This window comes from Brevundimonas sp. BR2-1, assembly GCF_037626195.1.
In the GTDB taxonomy this organism is placed as follows: domain Bacteria; phylum Pseudomonadota; class Alphaproteobacteria; order Caulobacterales; family Caulobacteraceae; genus Brevundimonas.
The window spans coordinates 27,018-47,429 of sequence record NZ_JARKMV010000005.1 but is presented as its reverse complement, the minus strand read 5'-3'; the positions used below and the strand labels follow the sequence as shown (position 1 = coordinate 47,429).

25 protein-coding genes are annotated in these 20,412 nt (G+C 69.2%); 9 read left to right on the top strand and 16 right to left on the bottom strand.

Translation table 11 applies throughout. The features are described from left to right. Positions 1-5 precede the first annotated feature (5 nt). A complete protein-coding gene (locus BrevBR_RS15995; RefSeq protein ID WP_340001599.1) occupies positions 6-761 on the top strand; it encodes a pseudouridine synthase in 756 nt (251 codons plus the stop codon). Position 762: 1 nt separating this feature from the next. Here the strand turns inward: BrevBR_RS15995 and BrevBR_RS15990 are convergent, their stop codons facing one another. Continuing rightward, positions 763-1,299, bottom strand: a complete 537-nt coding sequence (locus tag BrevBR_RS15990; protein ID WP_340001598.1) for a dihydrofolate reductase family protein — start codon at positions 1,297-1,299, stop codon at positions 763-765. 2 nt (positions 1,300-1,301) lie between these two features. Beyond that, positions 1,302-1,979: a glutathione S-transferase family protein gene (locus BrevBR_RS15985; RefSeq protein ID WP_332638960.1), complete on the bottom strand. Its 678-nt coding sequence runs from the start codon at positions 1,977-1,979 to the stop codon at positions 1,302-1,304. A 52-nt stretch (positions 1,980-2,031) separates the two neighbouring features. Here BrevBR_RS15985 and BrevBR_RS15980 point away from each other — a divergent pair, with 52 nt between their 5' ends. Continuing rightward, the gene (locus tag BrevBR_RS15980) at positions 2,032-2,484 is read left to right on the top strand and encodes a MarR family winged helix-turn-helix transcriptional regulator (RefSeq protein WP_332638961.1); all 453 of its coding nucleotides are present in this window, start codon (positions 2,032-2,034) and stop codon (positions 2,482-2,484) included. A 27-nt stretch (positions 2,485-2,511) separates the two neighbouring features. Here BrevBR_RS15980 and BrevBR_RS15975 read toward each other — a convergent pair whose 3' ends face one another. From BrevBR_RS15975 to crcB, 6 genes are read right to left on the bottom strand one after another with little or no spacing between them, the layout of a single operon-like run. Further along, complete coding sequence (locus BrevBR_RS15975; protein ID WP_340001597.1) at positions 2,512-2,931, bottom strand: hypothetical protein; 420 nt, start codon at positions 2,929-2,931, stop codon at positions 2,512-2,514. A gap of 4 nt (positions 2,932-2,935) precedes the next feature. Beyond that, on the bottom strand, positions 2,936-4,468 hold the full coding sequence (locus tag BrevBR_RS15970; RefSeq protein ID WP_340001596.1) for an acyl-CoA carboxylase subunit beta: 1,533 nt from the start codon (positions 4,466-4,468) through the stop codon (positions 2,936-2,938). 39 nt (positions 4,469-4,507) lie between these two features. After that, positions 4,508-5,272, bottom strand: a complete 765-nt coding sequence (locus tag BrevBR_RS15965; RefSeq protein WP_340001595.1) for an ATP12 family chaperone protein — start codon at positions 5,270-5,272, stop codon at positions 4,508-4,510. Between the two features lie 8 nt (positions 5,273-5,280). Further along, positions 5,281-5,958 carry an HAD-IA family hydrolase gene (locus tag BrevBR_RS15960; RefSeq protein WP_340001594.1) on the bottom strand — a complete coding sequence of 226 codons (678 nt, stop codon included), beginning with the start codon at positions 5,956-5,958 and terminating at the stop codon, positions 5,281-5,283. Next, positions 5,955-6,989, bottom strand: a complete 1,035-nt coding sequence (locus BrevBR_RS15955) for an RluA family pseudouridine synthase (RefSeq protein ID WP_332638967.1) — start codon at positions 6,987-6,989, stop codon at positions 5,955-5,957. Before BrevBR_RS15955 ends, BrevBR_RS15960 begins: the two co-directional genes overlap by 4 nt. Further along, positions 6,986-7,381: a fluoride efflux transporter CrcB gene (gene crcB / locus BrevBR_RS15950; RefSeq protein WP_332638968.1), complete on the bottom strand. Its 396-nt coding sequence runs from the start codon at positions 7,379-7,381 to the stop codon at positions 6,986-6,988. The genes BrevBR_RS15955 and crcB overlap by 4 nt, the downstream gene beginning before the upstream one ends. Before the next feature lie 47 nt (positions 7,382-7,428). On the opposite strand from crcB, the gene BrevBR_RS15945 reads away from it, so the two are divergent. The 3 genes from BrevBR_RS15945 (at position 7,429) to BrevBR_RS15935 (ending at position 10,323) form a co-directional block, all read left to right on the top strand. Continuing rightward, positions 7,429-7,869 (top strand): DUF2214 family protein, encoded by a 441-nt coding sequence (locus BrevBR_RS15945; protein ID WP_340001593.1) that lies wholly within the window; start codon positions 7,429-7,431, stop codon positions 7,867-7,869. Between the two features lie 142 nt (positions 7,870-8,011). Then, positions 8,012-9,229 carry a hypothetical protein gene (locus tag BrevBR_RS15940; protein WP_340001592.1) on the top strand — a complete coding sequence of 406 codons (1,218 nt, stop codon included), beginning with the start codon at positions 8,012-8,014 and terminating at the stop codon, positions 9,227-9,229. A gap of 98 nt (positions 9,230-9,327) precedes the next feature. Continuing rightward, the gene (locus BrevBR_RS15935) at positions 9,328-10,323 is read left to right on the top strand and encodes an alpha/beta fold hydrolase (protein WP_340001591.1); all 996 of its coding nucleotides are present in this window, start codon (positions 9,328-9,330) and stop codon (positions 10,321-10,323) included. Here the strand turns inward: BrevBR_RS15935 and BrevBR_RS15930 are convergent. The 5 genes from BrevBR_RS15930 to BrevBR_RS15910 form a co-directional block, all read right to left on the bottom strand. Then, entirely contained in the window at positions 10,320-10,826 is a 507-nt protein-coding gene (locus tag BrevBR_RS15930) for a CC0125/CC1285 family lipoprotein (protein WP_340001590.1), read from the bottom strand. The two genes, BrevBR_RS15935 and BrevBR_RS15930, sit on opposite strands and share 4 nt — an antisense overlap. A gap of 79 nt (positions 10,827-10,905) precedes the next feature. Then, positions 10,906-11,631 carry an RluA family pseudouridine synthase gene (locus tag BrevBR_RS15925; protein WP_340001588.1) on the bottom strand — a complete coding sequence of 242 codons (726 nt, stop codon included), beginning with the start codon at positions 11,629-11,631 and terminating at the stop codon, positions 10,906-10,908. Between the two features lie 51 nt (positions 11,632-11,682). Further along, positions 11,683-12,132, bottom strand: coding sequence for a hypothetical protein (locus tag BrevBR_RS15920; protein ID WP_340001587.1), 450 nt, complete (start codon positions 12,130-12,132; stop codon positions 11,683-11,685). Beyond that, a complete protein-coding gene (locus BrevBR_RS15915) occupies positions 12,129-12,575 on the bottom strand; it encodes a hypothetical protein (protein WP_340001586.1) in 447 nt (148 codons plus the stop codon). Before BrevBR_RS15915 ends, BrevBR_RS15920 begins: the two co-directional genes overlap by 4 nt. A 63-nt stretch (positions 12,576-12,638) precedes the next feature. Then, the gene (locus tag BrevBR_RS15910; RefSeq protein WP_340001585.1) at positions 12,639-13,952 is read right to left on the bottom strand and encodes a replication-associated recombination protein A; all 1,314 of its coding nucleotides are present in this window, start codon (positions 13,950-13,952) and stop codon (positions 12,639-12,641) included. 70 nt (positions 13,953-14,022) lie between these two features. On the opposite strand from BrevBR_RS15910, the gene BrevBR_RS15905 reads away from it, so the two are divergent. Both BrevBR_RS15905 and BrevBR_RS15900 read left to right on the top strand, forming a co-directional pair. Continuing rightward, positions 14,023-14,439, top strand: coding sequence for a VOC family protein (locus tag BrevBR_RS15905; RefSeq protein ID WP_340001584.1), 417 nt, complete (start codon positions 14,023-14,025; stop codon positions 14,437-14,439). A 4-nt stretch (positions 14,440-14,443) separates the two neighbouring features. Beyond that, complete coding sequence (locus BrevBR_RS15900; protein ID WP_340001583.1) at positions 14,444-14,857, top strand: VOC family protein; 414 nt, start codon at positions 14,444-14,446, stop codon at positions 14,855-14,857. On the opposite strand, the gene BrevBR_RS15895 is transcribed toward BrevBR_RS15900, so the two are convergent. Together BrevBR_RS15895 and BrevBR_RS15890 are read right to left on the bottom strand one after the other, a co-directional pair. Further along, positions 14,854-16,230: a trypsin-like peptidase domain-containing protein gene (locus BrevBR_RS15895; protein WP_340001582.1), complete on the bottom strand. Its 1,377-nt coding sequence runs from the start codon at positions 16,228-16,230 to the stop codon at positions 14,854-14,856. The genes BrevBR_RS15900 and BrevBR_RS15895 overlap by 4 nt on opposite strands. Before the next feature lie 57 nt (positions 16,231-16,287). Further along, positions 16,288-17,550, bottom strand: a complete 1,263-nt coding sequence (locus BrevBR_RS15890) for a TCR/Tet family MFS transporter (RefSeq protein WP_340001581.1) — start codon at positions 17,548-17,550, stop codon at positions 16,288-16,290. Between the two features lie 139 nt (positions 17,551-17,689). Here BrevBR_RS15890 and BrevBR_RS15885 point away from each other — a divergent pair, with 139 nt between their 5' ends. Then, on the top strand, positions 17,690-18,592 hold the full coding sequence (locus BrevBR_RS15885; RefSeq protein WP_340001580.1) for an ABC transporter ATP-binding protein: 903 nt from the start codon (positions 17,690-17,692) through the stop codon (positions 18,590-18,592). Beyond that, a complete protein-coding gene (locus BrevBR_RS15880) occupies positions 18,582-19,454 on the top strand; it encodes a hypothetical protein (protein ID WP_340001579.1) in 873 nt (290 codons plus the stop codon). The genes BrevBR_RS15885 and BrevBR_RS15880 overlap by 11 nt, the downstream gene beginning before the upstream one ends. On the opposite strand, the gene BrevBR_RS15875 is transcribed toward BrevBR_RS15880, so the two are convergent. Beyond that, positions 19,375-20,340: a LysR substrate-binding domain-containing protein gene (locus tag BrevBR_RS15875; RefSeq protein ID WP_340001578.1), complete on the bottom strand. Its 966-nt coding sequence runs from the start codon at positions 20,338-20,340 to the stop codon at positions 19,375-19,377. The two genes, BrevBR_RS15880 and BrevBR_RS15875, sit on opposite strands and share 80 nt — an antisense overlap. Positions 20,341-20,412: the final 72 nt, after the last annotated feature.

The following is a 20,412-nucleotide window of genomic DNA, read 5'->3' as shown; positions in this document are numbered from 1 at the left end:
CCCGCATGGCCTTCTCGCGCACCTATGACGGCCCCGAGCCGGTCCGGATCAACAAATGGCTGGGTCAGTCCGGCGTCTGCTCGCGGCGCGAGGCCGACGCCCTGATCGCCGACGGCCTGGTGTCGGTCGACGGCGAGGTGGTGACCGACGCGGGCCGCAAGCTGGAGACCGGCCAGACCCTGACCCTGAACGAGCGGGCCACTGCCGCCCTGGCGGAGGGGGTGACCATCGTGATGCACAAGCCGATGGGCTACGTCTCGGGCCAGCCCGAGCCGGACAAGATCCCGGCGGTGCGACTGATCACCGAGGCCAATCGCGTCGGCGAGGGCGCGGTCCCGGCAGAGGGCGCCTCCCTGCCTCCGATCGGCCGGCTGGACGAGGATTCGCGCGGCCTGCTGCTGCTGTCGTCGGACGGGGTGGTGGCCAAGGCGGTGATCGGGCCGCAGTCCGGTCTGGACAAGGAGTATCTGGTCCGGGTCGTCGGCGACATCACCGAGAAGAAGCTGAAGATCCTGCGCCATGGGCTGATGCTGGACGGCCGCCAGCTGAAGCCGGCGTACGTCAGCCGGATGGAGTCCTTCCGGCTGAAATTCATCCTGCGCGAGGGCCGCAACCGGCAGATCCGGCGGATGTGCGAGATGGTCGATCTGGAGGTCGTCGATCTGATCCGCATCCGGATCGGGCCGTTGAAGCTGGACAATCTGCCCGAAGGGAAGTGGCGGATGCTGACGCCCGAGGAGCGGACGGCGCTGGTCGGCTGAGTCAGTCGCTTGCGGGAACGTAGGTCAGCCGCACCGCGTCCTCGCCGATCAGTTCGTGGGTGACGAGGCGAAGCGGCGGCATGGCGCCGGCGAAGAAGGGCTTGCCGCTTCCCAGCACGACGGGGCGGAAATAGAGCCGGTATTCGTCGATGAGCCCCGCCTTGCCCAGGCTTTGCGCGAGGGCCGGGCCGCTGACGTCGATCTCGCCCTCAAGGTCGTTCTTCAGCTCGCGAACCACGCCCTCGATGTCCTCGCTGACAAGGGTGGCGTTGGGACCGACGGAGGTCAGCGAGCGCGACGCCACCCATTTGGGCTGGTTGCGCCAGGCCGCCGCGAATTCGTGCAGGTCCGGGGTCCAGTCGGGCTGGTCCTCGTCCCAGTAGCGCATGAGTTCGTAGACGCGGCGGCCGTAGACGCTGGCTGTCTGGCCGCGCACCTGCTCGATCCAGTGCCGGAACAGCTCGGGGCCCGGCTCGAACCGGTCATGGTCGACATAGCCGTCCAGCGACACGTTCATTCCGAAGACGATCCGGGCCATGCTCAGGCGCCTCCCGCCACCAGCTCCGGGTTCCTCGCCTCCGCCTCCCGGAACGGCTTCAGCTGGTCGGCCAGCGCCCGCTGGAAGGCCGGGCGGGCCTCGGCGCGGGCGACATAGTCGGCCAGTGCCGGATAGTCGGCGAGGATGTCCGTATGGCGCAGGTCGCGCAGCACATGGGTCATCAGGATGTCGGCGGCGCTGAAGCGATCGCAGGCGAACCAGCGGCGGCCGCCGAGGGCGGATTGCAGGTCGGCCAGACGCTTGCGCAGCATGGTCTCGACCTCGGGCCGCCGTTCCTTCGCCCATGCCTTGTCGGCGTTGAACAGATCGATCGTGGCCAGTTCCGCGACATACGGCTCGACGCTGTTCATGGCGGCGAACAGCCAGGTCATGACCATGGCGCGGCCCGCTTCGTCGGCAGGCATCAGCTGGTCCGAGTTCTGCGCGATATGGAGGACGATGGCGCCGCTCTCGAACATCTCGACCTTGCCGTCACTGAAGGCCGGCACCTGGCCGAAGGGCTGGCGGGCGCGATAGGCCGGCGTCGACTGGTCCTCGAAACCGATCAGATGGTCGTCATAGCCCAGCCCCGCCTCCTCCAGCGCCCAGCGGACGCGGATGTCGCGGACGGATCCCTGGGCGAACGGCGGCACCCATTTGAACGCGGTGACCTGGATCATGGGGGCTCCTTCGGGATTTGACAGTTGGGTTGATATCAACATATCTGGAGACATGTCAAACGCCGCAGCCGGGGTCCCGGCACCCTACGCCGCCACCCTGCACATCCGCGACCACTGCCTGTGCCTGCACGCCCAGCGGGCGGCGCGGACCCTGTCGCGGCGGTTCGACGAGGCGTTCAGGGACCTGGGGATCACCAGCGGCCAGTTCTCGCTGCTGAACAGTCTGAACCGGCCCGAGCCGCCGGCCATCGGGGCGGTGGCCGCCCTGCTGGCCATGGACCGGTCGACGGTGACGGCCAATCTGAAACCGCTGGAGCGGATGGGGGCGGTCGTGCTGGGCGTCGATCCGAAGGACCGGCGCAGCCGCCGCCCCGCCCTGACCGATGCGGGCCGGGCCCTGCTGGCGGCGGCGACGCCGATCTGGATCCGCGAGCACGGCGCCGTCGAGGCCGAACTGGCCGGCGGCGGCGACGCCCTGCGGGCGGGCCTCAGACAGGTCGCCTGAGGGCCCAGAAGGCGCTCACCTCGTCGATCATTTTACTTCCGGCAAGCCAACGGTCTCGGGCTTCGAGTTCTGCGCCGAGGTCGATAAGCAAATACGGTTTTCCGAACGGACCGACGCCATATGGGCCTCGACCGTAGCCCCCCACCCGTTCGGTATCGTTGCTACGAAGCAGTGCTTCGAGCCGTTGGCCAACGCTTGAATGAGTTGGAAGTGTGGGCAGTTCGCGTCCAGCCATCGAAGCCAGTCCGCTTTGCTTCGAAAAACAGCGCCCCGCAGGGTTGGCGGCGCCATCGGCTTCAGAACTTGCGTCCAGATCCATTCGTGGAGATGGAAGTTCGAGAGCACCGCGTTCATTGCGAGATCTGGATTTGCAATGTCCGCCTGAAGCGCTGCGCTGTCGCGTCGCGCCTTGTCCCGAAAATCACTCGCTGTGACGATCCCAAACATTCGACTACAGTGGAATATTATCGTGCTTCTTCCACGGATTGCTCTGCGACTTGTTCTTCAGCGTCCGTAGCGCCCGGATCAGCCGTCTCCGCGTCCCGTGCGGCATGATCACGTCGTCGATGTAGCCGAGGCCCGCCGCCACGAAGGGGTTGGCGAACTTCTCCTTGTACTCGGCCTCGCGCGCCGCCAGGGCCTCGGGGTCGCCGGCCTCCTTGCGGAAGATGATCTCGACCGCGCCCTTGGCGCCCATGACGGCGATCTCGGCCGAGGGCCAGGCGTAGTTGACGTCGCCGCGCAGGTGTTTGGAGCTCATCACGTCATAGGCGCCGCCATAGGCCTTGCGGGTGATGACGGTCAGCTTGGGCACGGTGGCCTCGGCATAGGCGAACAGCAGTTTGGCGCCGTGTTTGATCAGGCCGCCGTACTCCTGACGCGTGCCGGGCATGAAGCCGGGCACGTCGACGAAGGTGACCAGCGGGATGTCGAAGGCGTCGCAGAAGCGCACGAAGCGGGCGGCCTTGCGGCTGGAGTCGATGTCGAGGACGCCGGCCAGCACCTGGGGCTGGTTGGCGACGACGCCAACGGTCTGGCCGTCGAGGCGGCCGAAGCCGGTGACGATGTTCCTGGCGAAGTCGGGGGCGATCTCGAAGAATTCGGCCTCGTCGACCGTCTTCAGGATCAGCTCCTTGATGTCATAGGGCTGGTTCGGATTGGCCGGGACCAGGGTGTCCAGGCTGGCCTCGTCGCGCTCGGGGTCGTCGTAGCTGTCGCGGACCGGGGGCTTTTCGCGGTTCGACAGGGGCAGGAAGCCGATCAGGCGGCGGACCTCGCTGAGGGCCTCCAGATCGTTCTCGAAGGCGCCGTCGGCGACGCCCGACTTCTGCGAATGGACGCGGGCGCCGCCCAGGTCCTCGTGGGTGACGACCTCATTGGTGACCGTCTTCACCACATCGGGGCCGGTCACGTACATGTAGGAGGTGTCCTTCACCATGAAGATGAAATCGGTGATGGCCGGGGAATAGACGTCGCCGCCGGCGCAGGGGCCCATGATGACGCTGATCTGGGGGATGACGCCACTGGCCAGGGTGTTCTGGAGGAAGATGTCGGCATAGCCGGCCAGGGCCTCGACCCCCTCCTGGATGCGGGCGCCGCCGGCGTCGAACAGGCCGATGATCGGGGCGCCGTTGGTCAGGGCCATGGTCTGGATCTTGACGATCTTGGCCGCGTGGGCGCCCGAGAGCGAACCGCCGAAGACGGTGAAATCCTTGGAGAAGACATAGACCAGACGGCCGCCGATGGTGCCACGGCCGGTGACCACGCCGTCGCCGGGGATGCGCTGGTTCTCCATGCCGAACTGGGTCGAGCGGTGCTCGACGAACATGTCGGTTTCCTCGAAGGAGCCTTCGTCGAGCAGGACGTCGATGCGTTCGCGGGCGGTCAGCTTGCCCTTGCCGTGCTGGCTGGCGATGCGTTTCTCGCCGCCGCCGAGGCGGGCGCCCGCGCGGCGCTGTTCCAGCTGTTCGAGGATGGTCTTCATGCGGTGTCTCCTTGAGCGCGAGGCTTAAGGAGGGACGGCTCAGGCGGCAAGCGCCTTGAACCACCGGTCCAGCAGCACGGCCTCGGCGCGGCGGCCGGCGGTGCGTTCGGCGGCCTCTTCGTCGACGCCCCACTGGCGCTCCTGGAAAGCCTCGTCGAGGCGGCTGAGCTCGAAGGCCGCCTCGCCCGACAGGACGCCGCGCTGGACGGCGAGGCCGAGGACGGCGGAGCCCAACAGGGGCACGGCGGTCGCCAGGCCGGTCAGGGCGAAATCGTCCAGCCGCAGGGCCAGCTCCCGAACCCCGGCGACGGCGGCGGGATCCTGGGGCCGGTGGATGATCCCCTCGGCGGCTTCCAGCGTCACGCCCAGCTCCAGCGCCGCCCAGTCGCGCCACGGCGTCCATTCGCGGGCCTGTTCGACGGCCAGCGAGGTCGGATGGTCGGCGAGGTAGCAGAGCAGGTCCGAGCCGGCGAAGGCGGCGATCTCCCCGGCCACGGGTTCGCGAGCCTGGCTGACGCGGTCGATGGCGGTGGAGGCCAGACGGGTCGCCGGCATGGTCGCGGGGTCGATGAACTCGCCCTGGGCGGCCCATTCGTCGGCGACCAGGCGGGCGGCGGCCTCCGTGGGGAGGATCAACTGCGCATGGGCCGGGGTTTTCGGGGTGCGGCCGTCGAGGGTCACGGCCCAGCCCCCCTTCCCTTCCCTGACGTCGGCGGTCGTCCAGAAGCGTTTGAGCCGCTCTTCGGACTCGCGGAAGCCCTTGCGGGCGGCGACGTTGGGATCGAGGGGCGGGATGTGGCTCATTCGGAGTCTCAGGCGGCGCGGGTCAGGGCGGCGAAGCCGTCCAGCACCACGGTCAGCTCGGAGAAGGATCGGGCGACGTGGCGGGCCCCGGCGGCCTGCTGTTCCTCGACGGTGTGGAAGCCCCAGGCGACGCCCAGCGGCAGGACGCCGGCGTTGCGGGCCATCAGGATGTCGTGGGCGGTGTCGCCGATCATGACGGTGCTTTCCGGCCCGGCGTCGCAGGCCGCCATGGCGGCGTGGAGCATGGCGGGATCGGGCTTGCCGGGGCCGTCCTCGGCGCAGTGCGTCGACAGGAACATGTCGGCCCAGCCCTCGCGGGCGAGGTTTCGGGCCACGCCGCGGCGGTTCTGGCCGGTGGCCAGCGCCAGCCGCCAGCCGTCGCGGTGCAGGCGGCGCAGGGTGGCGGTCGCGTCGGGATAGAGCGGCTCCTCGTGACCCTCGTCATACATGCGCTGGAAGCTGGCGCGGAAGCCGGCGATGAAGCGGGCCAGTTCGTCGGGGGCGAGACCCGGCTCCAGCACCGCCATGGCGTGCTCCAGCGACAGACCGACGATCTGACGGACGCGGTCGTAGTCGGGCTCGGGCAGGCCGATGGCGCGCGCCGCCTCGCAGGCCGCGCGGTGGATCGAGGCGCGGCTGTCGACGAGGGTGCCGTCGATGTCGAAGACTGCGAGGGGCCGGGTCATCGCTGGCGGCGGACCCCTTCAAACGGATCGCTCTCGTTGCCCTCGTGCTCGTCGAAACCGAAGTGGGCGAAACCCGCCTTCATCTCGGGGGACAGGGGAGCCGTGACCTTCAGCATGCCGCCGCGCGGATGCTCCAGTTCGATGCTGCGGGCGTGGAGCTGCAGCTTCAGCGGGCCGGACAGCTCCTTCGACTTCTCATCCCCGTATTTGGGGTCGCCGAGGATCGGATGGCCGATGCCGGCCATGTGGGCGCGCAGCTGGTGGGTCCGGCCGGTGAAGGGGCGCAGGGCCATCCAGGCGGCGCGGTGGGCGGCGCGGCTGATGGTGGCGAAGGCGGTCTCGGCAGGCTCGGCGCGCGGGTCCTTGCGGTCGGCGGGGCGCATCATCTCGAAATCGTTGATGCCGGTCTTCTTCAGCGGCATGTCGATCTGGCCGGCGGAAGGCTTGGGGTTGCCGATGACGATGGCCCAGTAGGTTTTCTTCGCCTGACGCCGGGCGAAGGCCCCGGCCAGCCGCTTGGCGGCCTCTGGCCCCTTGCCGAGCAGCAGGACGCCCGAGGTGTCGCGGTCGAGGCGGTGGACCAGACGCGGCCGGTCCATCCCCTCCCCCCAGGCCGACAACAGACGGTCGACGTGGCGGCTGGTCTTGGTGCCGCCCTGGACGGCGAGGCCGTGGGGCTTGTTGATGGCGATGACCATGTCGTCCTCGTACAGCACGAGGGATTTGGCGAACTTTATGTCTTGCGGGCTCAGGGTGTGGACGTCGCCCGCCTGACGCGAGGTGTCGTCCGGGATCGGCGGCACGCGCACGGCGGCGCCGGCGGTCAGGCGGCCCTCGGGCTTGATCCGGGCGCCGTCGACGCGGATCTGGCCGCTGCGGGCCATCTTCTGCACCTGGATGTTGGACAGGTGCGGCCAGCGACGGCGGAACCAGCGGTCCAGACGAATGCCGTCCTCGGCCTCGGCGACGTAGATCGTCAGCACCTCGCGTTTCGGGGCGGGCTCGGCGTCCCTGATGGGTTCGTCAGTCAAAGAGGGGCTCCGAAGGCGCGGCGGGCGACCATCAGGCCGATGAACAGGGCGAGCACCGAAAGCGCCACCGAGGCGGCGACATAGCCCCCCGCCATGGCCAATTGACGGCGCTCGATCATCAGGGCCGTCTCCAGCGAGAAGGCCGAGAAGGTGGTGAAGCCGCCCAGCACGCCGACGGCGGCGAACAGGCGGATGCTTTCGCCGTGGGCCCCGCCCCGGAAGGCCAGCCAGCCGGCCAACACTCCCATGAGCAGGCCGCCGACCACATTGACGGCCAGCGTGCCCCACGGCCAGACGGCGGCCGGGAACAGGCGAATGGCCCAGGCGCCGACGCCGTAGCGGGCCACGGCGCCGAGGGCGCCCCCGGCTGCAACGATCAGAAGACGTGTCATGGTGGGGCGCTTATACTGCACCCGGCGGCAAAACGAAGGAGGCGTGCGTGCTCGATTTCGGACTGGCCATCGCGCACCACATTCTGGTTTTCGGACTGGTCGCCATGCTGATGGCGGAACGGGTGATGATGCGCATTCCGACGATCGACGTGCGCCGTCTGGGACGGCTGGACGCGGGCTTCGGGGCGACGGCGGGACTGGTCCTGATCGTCGGCGCCGGCCGGGTGTTCCTCGGCGGCAAGGGCTGGGCCTTCTATGAGACCAACCCCTTCTTCTGGGCCAAGGTCGCGACCTTCGCGATCATCGGCCTGGTGTCGATTATCCCGACGATCCGCTTCATCGCCTGGGCGCGGGCGCTGAAGACCGATCCGTCCTTCCAGCCGGACGCGGCCGACCGGCGCAGGGTCGTCGCCGCCCTCGGCGTTGAAGCCCTGCTGCTGGTTCCTCTGCTCGGTTTCGCGGCGGCCATGGCGCGATATCCGTTCTGACCGAAACTTCACTTGCCGAGGCGCAGGGTTAACGCCGATACCTGAGCCGTGGCGCAGCTTCGCGCCATGAGGGAAGACCATCGGCCCGGCGGCGGCGATCCGCCATACTGCCGGGCTCAGGGATCAGGGGCCGCCGAAGCGTATGTCGCACGACGATCATAACCACGGACACGGGCACGACGGGCATGCCCCGGCGCCGCTGGACGGCGGCCATGGCGGCCAGGGCCACGACGCCCGGCTGCACGCCGCGCCGAATCCTCCGCCGCCGGGAGCCGAGGACAGCGCCAACCGGCCCGTGCCGCCTCCGACGCCCAACCACGGCCGCGCCCCCCTGCGTGGCGGCGACGGAATCCTGCGCCCCATTTCGGAGAGCGAATATTTCGCCGCCACGCCCGAGGCCGAGGCGATCGTCTCGTCCCATATCGACGAATATTTCAACCAGCCGCTCGACATCTTTCCCTTCTGGGAGACCGACGGGAAGCCGGACCGGTTCCACGTCCTGTTCAGCCGCCAGATCGAGGAGCGGTTCCCGGTCGACCAGGACATCCGCAGCCGCATCCACAGCTATGGCCGGCGCGTCTTCCGGGCCCTGATCGTCCATGTGACGGTCAAGCGGCTGAGCCAGGCCGGGGCCCTGGCGGCCTTCGCCGCCCTGGCGATCCTGGGACCGGGTCTGTTCACGGGCTGGACGGGGTCGGAGGCCATGGGTCTGGCTTTGGCGGCCGGGGCCATGCTGGCCGTGTTCGGACTCTACTGGGGCCTGCAGGCGGTGCTGTTCATCCAGTACCGCTTCCAGCTGGAGAACGATTCCTACGAACTGTCGCGCGAGGTGGTCCAGCGGACCCGCGAGCTGCAGAACCTGTTCACCTCTGCAAGAGCGATGGCCGATCAGGCCGAGACCCAGTTCCAGCAGGATGGCAAGGGCTGGGGCCAGCGCGCCATGTATCTGACCCGGCTGACCATGTGGCTGGGCGCGCGGATGGAATATCTCGAGAAGCACGTCCAGATGGAGCTGTGGCGGGTGCGCCGCGAGCGCTACTGGATGCGCTGGGCCCAGCGGCTTATGACGCCGCTGGTGCTGATCATCGGCCTGGCCGTTCTGGCGCTGGAGCCCGCTCCGGCGATCGGCGAGGCCGGTTTCCGCGCCCTGCAGGGGCTGGCCCTCGTGCTCGGTCTGCTGGTCAGCTGGCTGTCCTATTTCCGCTGGCGCACCCCGACGGCCGCGATCCAGGACAAGCTGGGCGTCGACGGCTGGGTCCGCTACGCCTCGCTGGACGTCGACAACGCCGTCGCCGACCAGGTGCGGCGCGACAAGGAGCGGCTGGTCGAATACCGGGCGCTGACGCGCGGGGGACGGTAGCTTCGCGGAATTGACCGCGGTCAAGGACGCCTTCACGGCCGCGGGACAGAGTTCCGGCGGCACCGGAGGCGATCATGGACCTGTTCGGCGGACCATCCATGCGTCGCCCGCGGGCGACGTCCCGTCGACGCGGACGGCTTGCGGGGGTCGCAACCCTGGTGGCGGTGGCGATCGTCGCCGCCGTCGTTTCCGTCGCCTTCCATCGGGACATGCGGACGGCCCGGGCGCACACGGTGGGACGCAGCCGGGTGGTCGACAGTCCCTGGGGCCCGATCGAATACGCCGATGTCGGCTCCGGCCCGCCCGTCCTGATGATCCACGGCAGCGGCGGGGGCTTCGACCAGGGTCTGGACTTCAGCGCGCCCCTGGCGCGCGAGGGTGTGCGGATCATCGCCCCGTCGCGGTTCGGCTATCTGCGCAGCGCCATGCCGGAGGGCGCCACGGTCGAGATGCAGGCCGACGCCCTGGACTGGCTGATGAACCGGCTCGGGATTCAGCAGGCCGTCATCATCGGCGGATCGGCGGGCGCCCTGTCCGCGACCCAGCTGGCGCTCCGCCATCCCGAGCGGTGCCGGGGGCTGGTTCTGGTGGTTCCGGCCCTCCATGCCCCCGATCGCCTGCCGGGCGCCAACGCCGCGCCGGATCCGGGGACGCAGCAGGCGATCAACGCCGTTCTCGGCTCGGACCTGCTGTTCTGGGCCGGGGTGCGAGGCGCGCCGGACTTCATGACCCGCATGGTGCTGGCCACCGATCCGGCGACCGTCGGGGCTGCGGCGGAAGGCGAGCGGCGGCGGGCCGCCGACGTCATGTTTCACATCCTGCCCGTCAGCGAGCGTCGCGAGGGCCTGCTGATGGACTCCGCCACGGCGGGCGCGCCGCCGGACTGGCCGGTGGAGCGCATCGCCTGTCCCGCCCTCGTGGTCGGCGCGCGCGGCGATCTCTATGAAACCGACAAGGCAGCGGTGGAGGTCGCGGGGCGGATTCCCGGAGCAAGGCTGGTGATGTATCCCGACGGCGGCCACCTGTGGATCGGCCACGACGCCGAACTGTGGCGCGCCGTCGGCGCGTTCGTGAAGGACCTCCCGCCCGTCTAGAGGCGGGCGCGAAGGGCGTCCTGAACGCCGCAGGCGTCGTAGGCGTTCGGGCGATCGGGTTTGGCGCCGTCGCCCATGACCACCTCCAGCGTGGTCGAGGTCGGCGAGGGACCGCTGAAGTTCAGCCCCACGCCCACGCCGACCCCCGAGCTGGAATAGTTTCCGTAGCGCCCGTCGTAACGGCTGGAGCCGTAGCCCACGCCGAGGCTGGGGCGGACGCCGCCGGCGCTGTCGGGGCGGCCGTCGGTCCAGCGCTGGGTGACCTCAAACCAGTCATAGCCCTGCGAGGTGGTCAGTTCGGCGGCGCGCAGCAGGGCGTAGTCGGACACCGGGCCGGGGGCGCCGACGCCGTTGTAGGTGACGCGGAAGCGGTTGGATTCGATGCGCTGCTCGGCATAGCCCTGCCCGCCCGGCGACGCCTGAGCGCCATAGGGGGCCAGGCTGGCGCAGGCGGACAGGGCCAGGCCCGCGGCGGCGATCAGAGGCAGGGTGAAACGGATCATGACGGGGTCTCCAGGCCTTTGCTGAATTAGCGCCGGTGAATGGCGGAGGTTCCTGTGTGCGCCAGCCGATACAGGCCGGTCAGAGGCCCGCCGCCGCCTTCAGCGCCTCGAAATCGTCGGGCGGCGGCGCTTCCACGGTGCAATAGCCGCCGGCGGGGTGCGGGAACACCAGTTTGGCGGCATGCAGCATCAGGCGCGGCGCGGCGCGGCCGGCGAAGGTCAGGGCCCCGCCGTAGCGGGCGTCGCCGGCCAGAGGGCGGCCGATGGACGCCATGTGGACGCGCAGCTGGTGCATCCGGCCCGTGGCCGGATCGAGCTCGACCAGCGTCCCATCGTCCGAGGCGGACAGGGTGCGATAGCGGCTGAGCGCGGGCTGGGCGCCCGGCGTGTCGGGGGCGACGGCGCGCATATAGCTCTCCCGGCCGATCTCCTGCCGGAGCAACGGCTTGTCGATCACGCCGGACGCCGGCTCGGGCGCGGCGGAAACCAGGGCCAGATAGGTCTTTTTGAAGCGCCGCGCCTGTATGGCCTTGCCGAGAAAGCCGGCGGCCGGCTTGGTCTTCGCCGCCAGAATGACGCCCGAGGTGTCGCGGTCCAGCCGGTGGACCAGATCGGGCCGTTTCCCGTTCGACCGGGCGAAGGCCCACAGCAGGTCGTCCAGCGTATGCGCCTGGATGCGGCCGCCCTGGCTGGACAGGCCGGCGGGCTTGTTGAAGGCGATGACGGCCTCGTCCTCATGGAGAATCCACGAGCGGACGGCGGCGATGTCCTGATCGGACAGGGAAACGGGAGAGCGGTCGGTCACCGCGCGTGCATACGCGAAAGACCGGCCGCCCGTCAGCCCGTCACGGCGTCCTCAGCGCAGGACGCCCTTTTTCTGCATGGTCCAGGCGTACCAGATGAAGAAGACGCAGGCTGCGCCGATGACGATCTGCATCGGCCACATCGGACCCATGGCCTCCATCCCGTTCGACAGGCCGAAGGCGTAGACCATGCCCGCGGCCCAGCCGAGGAAGGACGCCACGAAGACCGGCGTCGCCCATTTGCGGCGCAGCAGCAGGAACAGCCCGCCCAGCAGGCCGCCCCAGACGCCGATGGCCCAGGCCGCGTGCGCCCATGCGGGGGTGGCGTGGAAATAGGCCATCTGGGCCTCGGTCATGCCCATGCTGGTCAGCCAGGCGTCGCCCTGCGTCTGCGTCATCGTGTAGTCGAAACAGCCGAAGCCGTTCCACAGGACGGCCACGACGCCGACGACCCAGATGTGCCAGGGCGTGCTGACGCGTTCGCCCATGCCCAAGCCGCTCATGACAGGACGCCCCTCTTCTGCATCGCCCGGGCGTACCAGGCCAGGAAGGCGGCGACGGCGACGATGACCCACGGCATGTAGGTCATGGCGGCCATGGCCGGCGGCAGGTCCGGCATGGGGTTCATGAGGCCGTAGATCAGGTTTCCAAGCACGCCCAGCAACGACAGGACGAAGGCGTGGACGGCGAAGCGGCTGCGCAGCAACAGCAGGATCGAGCCCGCCACCGCGCCCCAGACGCCTGCGACCCAAGGTCCGTACATCCAGGACGGCATGGCGTTGAAATAGGCGATCATGGCGTCCGTCATGCCCGAGGCGCGCCAGTAGGCCTCGCCCTGCGTCACGCTCATTACGAAGTCATAGGCGCCGTAGCCGTTCCACAGCAGCGTCAGCACGCCCACGACCCACAGATGCCACGGAACCGCGGCCTTCATCGTATCGGTCATCATCCCCTCCCAAGGTTGATCGATGGCGGGAGGCTAGACCCAAAAACATGGTTACGGCAACGCTCAGTCCGGATCGGCGTCCGAAGCCTGCGCCCGCATCGCCGCCCAGCGTTCCAGCCGTTCCCTGACCTTGGCTTCGTGCCCCTCGCCCTTCGGCGCGTAAAAGGTCCGGCGCTCCATGCCGTCGGGGAAGAAGTTGGCGCCCGAGAAACCCTCGGGGGTGCTCGGGTCGTACTGGTAGCCCTTGCCGTAGCCGAGCTGTTTCATCAGCCTGGTGGGGGCGTTGCGGATGTGGGCCGGGGGCATCAGGGAGCCGGTTTCGTGCGCCGCCTTCTTCGCCGCCTTGAAGGCTTCGTAGACGCCGACCGACTTGGGCGCGGTGGCCAGATGGACCACCGCCTGGGCCAGGGCCAGCTCGCCCTCGGGGCTGCCGAGGAAATCATACGTATCCTTGGCGGCGTTTGCGACCAGCAGGGACAGGGGGTCGGCCTCGCCGATGTCCTCGACCGCCATGCGCACGATCCGGCGGGCCAGATACAGTGGATCCTCGCCGCCGTTCAGCATCCGCGCCAGCCAGTAGAGGGCGGCGTCAGGGTCGGAGCCGCGCACTGATTTATGCAGCGCAGATATGAGGTTGTAGTGTTCTTCTCTGCCCTTGTCGTAAGCCGGAGCCCGCTTCTGCAGGATGCCGGCCAAGGCCTGGACGTCCAGCGGATCGGTCGAGGTCAGGTCGAACAGCACCTCGGACATGGTCAGCAGGTATCGGCCATCGCCGTCAGCGAGCGCCAGCAGGGCCTGCCGCGCCTCGGGCGTCAACGGCAGGGTCTTGCCCTCCTGCGCCTCGGCGCGAATCAATAGTTGATTCAGGGCGTCGTCATCGAGACGTTTCAGGACGTAGACCTGGGACCGCGACAGCAGCGCCCCGTTCAGCTCGAACGAGGGGTTCTCGGTCGTGGCCCCGACGAGGGTGACGATCCCCTCCTCCACAAAGGGCAGGAAGCCGTCCTGCTGGGCGCGGTTGAAACGGTGGATCTCGTCGACGAACAGCAGCGTCGACTGCCCGGCGGCGCGGCGCATGCGGGCGGCCTCGAAGGCCTTCTTGAGGTCGGCGACGCCCGAGAAGACGGCGCTCAACGACTGGAACTGATAGCCGGCGGCCTGGGCCAGCAGGCGGGCAATGGTCGTCTTGCCGGTGCCGGGCGGACCCCACAGGATCATCGAGCCCAGACGCCCGGCCTCGACCATGCGCCGGATCGGCCCGCCGGGGCCCAGCAGATGATCCTGGCCCACCACCTCCTCGAGCGTGCGCGGCCGCAGGCGGTCGGCCAGGGGCGCGTCGGGAGGATGGATGCCGGAGGCTTCGAACAGGTCGGTCATGCGGGTTCAGAGATAGGCGTTACCGCCGGGGTTTTCACGCGTTAGTATCGGCGAAACGCAGGAGACCGCGATGACGGACCACAACGCGCAAGGCCCGGACACGGGCGTCACTCCGCATCTGACCATTCCCTCGCGCGGCGGTCAGGCGGCGATCGAATTCTACACCCGCGCCTTCGGGGCCGAGGAGCAGCGGCGGCACATGGCCGAGGACGGCGAGCGGCTGATGCACGCCCATCTGCGGATCAACGGCGGCAGCATCATGCTCAACGACGAATTCCCCGAGTTCAACGGGGAGCAGGACATCGTCCCGAAGGGCGTCACCATCCATCTGCAGGTCGACGACGCCGACGAATGGTGGAACCGGGCGATCCTGGCCGGTGGCGTGCCCCTGTATCCGATCGCCGACCAGTTCTGGGGCGACCGCTACGGCCAGCTGAGGGACCCGTTCGGCCACACCTGGTCGATCGGATCGCCGCTCAGGGGCTGAGGCCATGACATACGTCCCGCCCGATCCGCCGGTCGTGCCCTATCTGATGGTCAAGGACGGGCACGCGGCGCTGGATTGGTACCTTCGGGCCTTCGGGGGTCGGGAGGTCGTCCGCCATGACATGGACGACGGGCGGCTGGGCCACGCCATGATCGAGCTGGGCAACGGCGGCGCGATCTATCTGTCCGGCGAGTTCGTCGAGGAGACGGTGGGCACGCGCGCCCCGGACAGCCTGGGCGGGACGACGTTCACCGTCGCCCTCGCCGTCGATGACGCGGACGCATGGATCGCCCGCGCCGAGGCCGAGGGCGCGGTGGTGATCCGGCCGGCGGCCGACGAATTCTACGGCCGCAACGGCAAGCTGCGCGATCCCTTCGGCCATGTGTGGTCGATGACCGGGCCGAAGACCGGCGGCTAGCGGACGACCAGAACGCCGCGCTGCCCGCGCCGTTCGACCAGCAACTGGGAGCCTCGCGGGAGGTTGGCCAGTTGCTGGGGCGAGGATACGGGGCGGTCGTTCACAGCCATGATGATGTCACCCGCACGGATGCCCACGCCACGGCTTGCATAGCTGTTGCCGGCGACGCGACCGACGATGACGCCGCTGGCGAACGGATCGCCCCCCAGACTATCGGCCAGCGCCGGATTCAATCCCAGCACCTGGGCGCCCGACAGGCCGCCGGACTGGATGAGAACGGCGTTATCGAGTTCGGCGTTTCCGGGCAGGGATTGCACTCGCGCCTCCAGCGTCCGGGCCTGTCCGTCGCGCAGCACCGACACCCGCACCGTGTCGTTGGGCTCGCGCGTGCCGACGCGGAAGTTCAGCCCGCCTTGGTCGTTGATCTCGGCGCCGTCGATGGCGGTGATGACGTCGCCCTCGCTGAGGCCGGCGCGGGCGCCGGGGCCGCCGGGCCAGACCTCGGTGACGACCAGCCCCTGCGGGCGGTCGAGGCCGAGACTGCGGGCCACGTCAGAACTCACCGCCTCGCCCTTCACGCCCAGCCATGGCCGGACGACGGCCGTGGCCCCGCCGACGGCGGAGTCCACGACCCGGCGCACGGCCGCCGCCGGCACGGCGAAACCGACGCCCGAGGACGAGCCCGAACGCGAGAAGATGGCAGTGTTGATGCCGATCAGGTCGCCGTCCATGTCGACCAGGGCCCCGCCCGAATTGCCCGGATTGATGGCCGCGTCGGTCTGGATGAAGGAGCCACTGTCGCTGATGCCTGTGTCGGTCCGGTTCAGGGCCGAGATGATGCCGTTGGTCACCGTCTGGCCGACCCCGAACGGGTTGCCGATCGCCAGGACCAGATCGCCGACCTGCTGTTCCTCGCGGTCGTCGATGTTGAGCGTCGGCAGGCGTTCGCGAACGCCTTCCAGCTGCAGCACGGCGATGTCGGAGCGCTCGTCGGCGAGGACGATGCGGGCGTCGAACTCGCGCCGGTCGTTGAGCACGACCTTGATCTGCTGCATGCCGTTGATGACGTGGTAGTTGGTGACCACGACGCCGTCCGGCCGCACGATGACGCCCGAGCCGACCGAGCCCGTCTGACGCTGGCCCGGAATGCCGAAGAAGGGGTCGCGGACCACCTGAACGCCGCGCGCCGCGATATTGACGACGGCGGGCGCCGCCTCGCGGACCACGGGCGCGAAACTGGCCTTCATGCCCGCCGCATCGCCGGGAACGACGCGATTTTCGGCGAAGACCCCGTCCTGGGCTTTTGTATCGTTGGACTGGCCGCAGGCGGCGAGCAGCAGGGCGGCGGCGATGGCGAGCGTCGTGGTCTTCATGGTCATCCGGTCAGAAAGCGTGAAGCGCCGCCATTCCGCACCGGCTTTTCGACCGGATCAAGGCGTCGGCGGGGCCTCAACGGGCGCGGCGTCGCGACGTTCCTGCCCCCGCCCGACCAGCCAGCCGATGACAGCGGCCAGCAGCAGCACGACGGCCGCCAGATAGAAGGACAGGCCCGGCATCTGGATGACCGCGAACTCGCCCACCGACAGGGAATAGACCCAGCCGAAGAACAGGGGCGACATGACCCCGGCGATCGAGGCGACGCTCATGTTCGCGCCCTGAAGCTGACCTTGCTCGTCCTCGCCGACGCGGCGCGTCATCAGGGCCTGCAGGGTGGGCATGGCGAGGCCCCACAGGGCGTTGGGCAGCATGGCGGCGATGAACCACAGGCCGTCCGGCGCCCAGCCCATGGCGGCGATCCCGACGGTGCCGCCGACCAGACCCAGCACCATGGTCGGCCGGTCGCCCAGCCGTTTGACCACCGGCCCGACCAGAACGCCCTGCACCACCATGTCCAGCACGCCGACGAGGGCCAGCAGCAGGCCGACCTCGCGCGGGCCCCAGCCGTAGCGCCAGGCGGCGTAGAGCACGAACACCGCCGAGAAGACGTGGTGGGCGAAGTAGAGGAGGAAGTTCACGACCGCGAGGCCGCTGAGCTCAGGGTGGCGGCGTAGCAGGATCAGGGAGCCGACCGGATTGGCGCGCTTCCAGCTGAAATCCATCCTCTTGTCGGCGGGCAGGCTCTCGGGCAGGACCAGCAGGCCGTAAAGGAAGGCCAAGGTCGACAGGCCGGCGGCGAACCAGAAGGGCACGCGCGGCCCGAACTCGCCGAGGAAGCCGCCCAGCGCCGGCCCCAGCACGAAGCCGCCCGAGAAGGCCGCGCCGATCAGACCATAGGCCCGGGCCCGTTTCTCGGGCGCGGTGATGTCGGCCATATAGGCATAGACCGTCGTGAAGCTGGACGAGGTGACGCCGGCGATGATCCGCCCCAGCGCCAGCCACCACAGGTCGGGCGCCACGGCCATCAGCATATAGTCCAGCGCCAGACCGGCGCAGCTGATCAGAATGACCGGGCGGCGTCCGTACCTGTCCGACAGCGAGCCGATGATCGGCGAGCAGACGAACTGCATCCCGGCCCACAGGGCCACGAAGACGCCGTTGATCACGCCTGCCTGGGCGTTCGAGCCGACGAAATCCTCGATCAGCCGCGGCAGCACCGGGATGATGATCCCCATGGCCACGATATCCAGCACCGCCGTCACGAAGATGAAGGCGAGCGCGGCGCGGTGGGTGCGAAGACGGCTGAGGGCGGACATGGGAGGCCTTGCTGGGGACGGGCCTTCTAGCCGACCCGGGCGCGCCCGTCAGCCCTCGCCTCCCCTTCAAACCGAGGTTGCGAAAGCTTAATCCCGCGACGCCTTGCGCGAACCGACGGCGCAAGGTCAAGCTGGTCCCATGACAACCGTGATCGAGACCCGTGGCCTGACCAAGACCTACGGAACCGTGCGCGCGCTCGACGGGCTGGACCTGTCGATCCCGAGGGGCGGCGTCTATGGCGTGCTGGGTCCCAACGGGGCCGGCAAGTCGACCCTGTTCCGCATCCTGCTGGGTCTGATCCGCGCCTCGGACGGGACGGCGACGGTGATGGGGGGCGGCGTCGGCGACGTGGCCGCCATGCGCCGCATGGGCTCGATGATCGAGACCCCGCGCTTCCCGCCCTATATGACCGCCCGCCAGGTGCTGCGCTGGCTGGCGCTGGAGCATGGCGTGGCCGCCGAGGCCGACATTCCCCGCTGGCTCGAGCGCGTCGGCCTGACCGAGGCGGCGGACCGCAAGGTGCGCGGCTTCTCGGTCGGCATGCTGCAGCGTCTCGGCGTCGCCGGCGCCCTTCTGAGCAAGCCCGAACTCGTCATTCTGGATGAACCGACCAGCGGCATGGATCCCCCCGGCATCCAGGAGATGCGGGCCCTGATCCGCAGTCTGGCCGACGACGACGGCGTGACCGTGGTCCTGGCCAGCCACCAGCTGCTGGAAGTCCAGCGCGTCTGCGACCGGGTGGCCATCATGAACCGCGGCAAGCTGGTGCGCGAAGGCGCTGTCAGCGAGCTGACGGCGTCGGGCGAACGCCTGCGCCTGTCGGTGAAGCCGGTGGAGCGGGTCGTGGAAATCCTCGGCGCGAGGGGCGTGCGGGACGGCGGCGGGGTGCTGGCCAATGTCACCCACGCCGACGCTCCCGCCCTGATCAAGGCCCTGGTCGAGGCCGGGGTGGACATCGACGAGGCGCGCTGGGTCGGCGCGGACCTGGAGAGCGTGTTCATGACCGAGACCGGCCATCAGGAGACGCCCCATGCTGGTTGACGCCATCCGCGCGGAAAGCTTCCGCCTGTCCAAGAACAGGACGGCCCTGTTCTGGAGCCTGATGTTCGTGCCCATTATCTCCCTGGTCATCGGGGCGATCACCAGTTTCGTGCTCAAGGGCAGCGAGACCAAGATCCTGGGCGACGCAAGAATGCCGCCCGAGATGAAGGAAGCGCTGGGCCGTGGCACGCTGGACCTTGGCCACGCTCTTGTCTCCAGCGCGGGCGATCTGGCCAATCCGCTGGTCCTGCTGTTCGTGCTGATCGGCGCGGCCACCCTCTATGCCGGCGACTATCGCTGGGAGACGTGGCGGCTGATCAGCGCCCGCAACAGCCGTCCCAATCTGCTGCTCGCCAAGCTGGCGGTCGTTGCGGGCCTCGCGCTGGCGGCGATGGGTCTGATGCTGGTCGCCAGTCTGATCGAGAATCTGATCCGGGCGGCGGTCTTCGACCGGCAGCTGACCTTCTCCATGACCGGCGAGATGGCGGGCCGGTTCGTGGCCTACGCCGGCCTGTCGTGGCTGCGCATTGTGCAGTTCACCATGATGGGGATGCTGGCGGCGTTCGTGACGCGGTCGCTGCTGGCGGCGCTGTTCATACCGCTGGTGGTCGGCGTGGCGCAGTTCTTCTCGCCCCAGATGCTGGTCCCGATGGGCGTCATGCCCGACGCCTGGCTGGCGGTTCTGGCCAATCCCGGCGCCGCGGTGGACACGGTCAAGGCGATGGTCGGGGGCGGCGCCAGCGCGGCGGCCCTGCCCGACGGCGTCGGCGTCAAGTCCTGGCTCAGCCTGGCGCTGTGGACGTTCGGTCCGCTGGCGGCGGCCCTCGCCTGGTTCCCGCGTCAGGACCTGTCGAAGGAGTAGGCGGCGGGCTGACGGCGCCCTCCGCCACCAGCCAGTCGCGGAAGGCGTCGACCGCCGTATCCTTGCGGCCCGTCGGCCGCAGGAAGGCGAACTGCGACGGCCGCAGGGCGAAGCCATACGGCGCGATGAGCCGGCCCGCCGCGATGTCCGGTTCGACGAAGACCCAGGGCGCGATGGCGACACCCATTCCCGAGGCCGCCGCCTCGATCATCGAGTGATTGTGGGCGAACTCGCGATCCACTTCCGCCGGGGGCAGATGCACGCCCGTCAGTTCGGACCAGACCCGCCAGCTTTCAGCGAAGGTGGCGGCGTGCAGGCGGGGCAGCCGGGCGAAGGCCTCCAGCGTCAGGCCGGGCGGAAGCAGACCCGGCGCCGCGACCGGCCCCTGGTGCTGGGGCAGGAAGGGGGTGACTTCCTGTCGGGAGGATGTCTGCCCCGGATTGACGATGCGAATGGCCCCGTCGAACCGGTCCCGCGCGAAATCGACCGGCGCATGGGACTCCGAGAAGCGGACCTTGACCTGCGGGTGTGCGGCCAGGAAGCCGGAAAGGCGCGGTATCAACCATTTCAGACCGAAGGTGCCGAGACAGGATATCTCGATCTCGCGCCGCTCCCTCGCCCTCGCCGCGGAGACCGCTTCATCGATGGTCGAAAAGGCGAGCGACAGCCGGGACGCCAGTTCCGCGCCGGCGGGGGTCAGGGTCAGCCTGTGACGCGGCCCGACGACCAGCGGCGCGCCGAGCGTCTCCTGCAGCGCCCTGACCTGGCGGCTGACGGCGCCATGGGTGACGCACAGCTCGGCGGCCGCGGCGGTCATGCCCCCGTGGCGCGCGAAGGCCTCGAAGGCGCGCAGGGCGTTCAGCGGCGGCGGGACCGGGCGGCTCATGTGACCTCAGCTCACAGACTGGGGCCGGTTTAATCGATTTTCACGGCCACGCAATTCGGCTTGAAACTGACC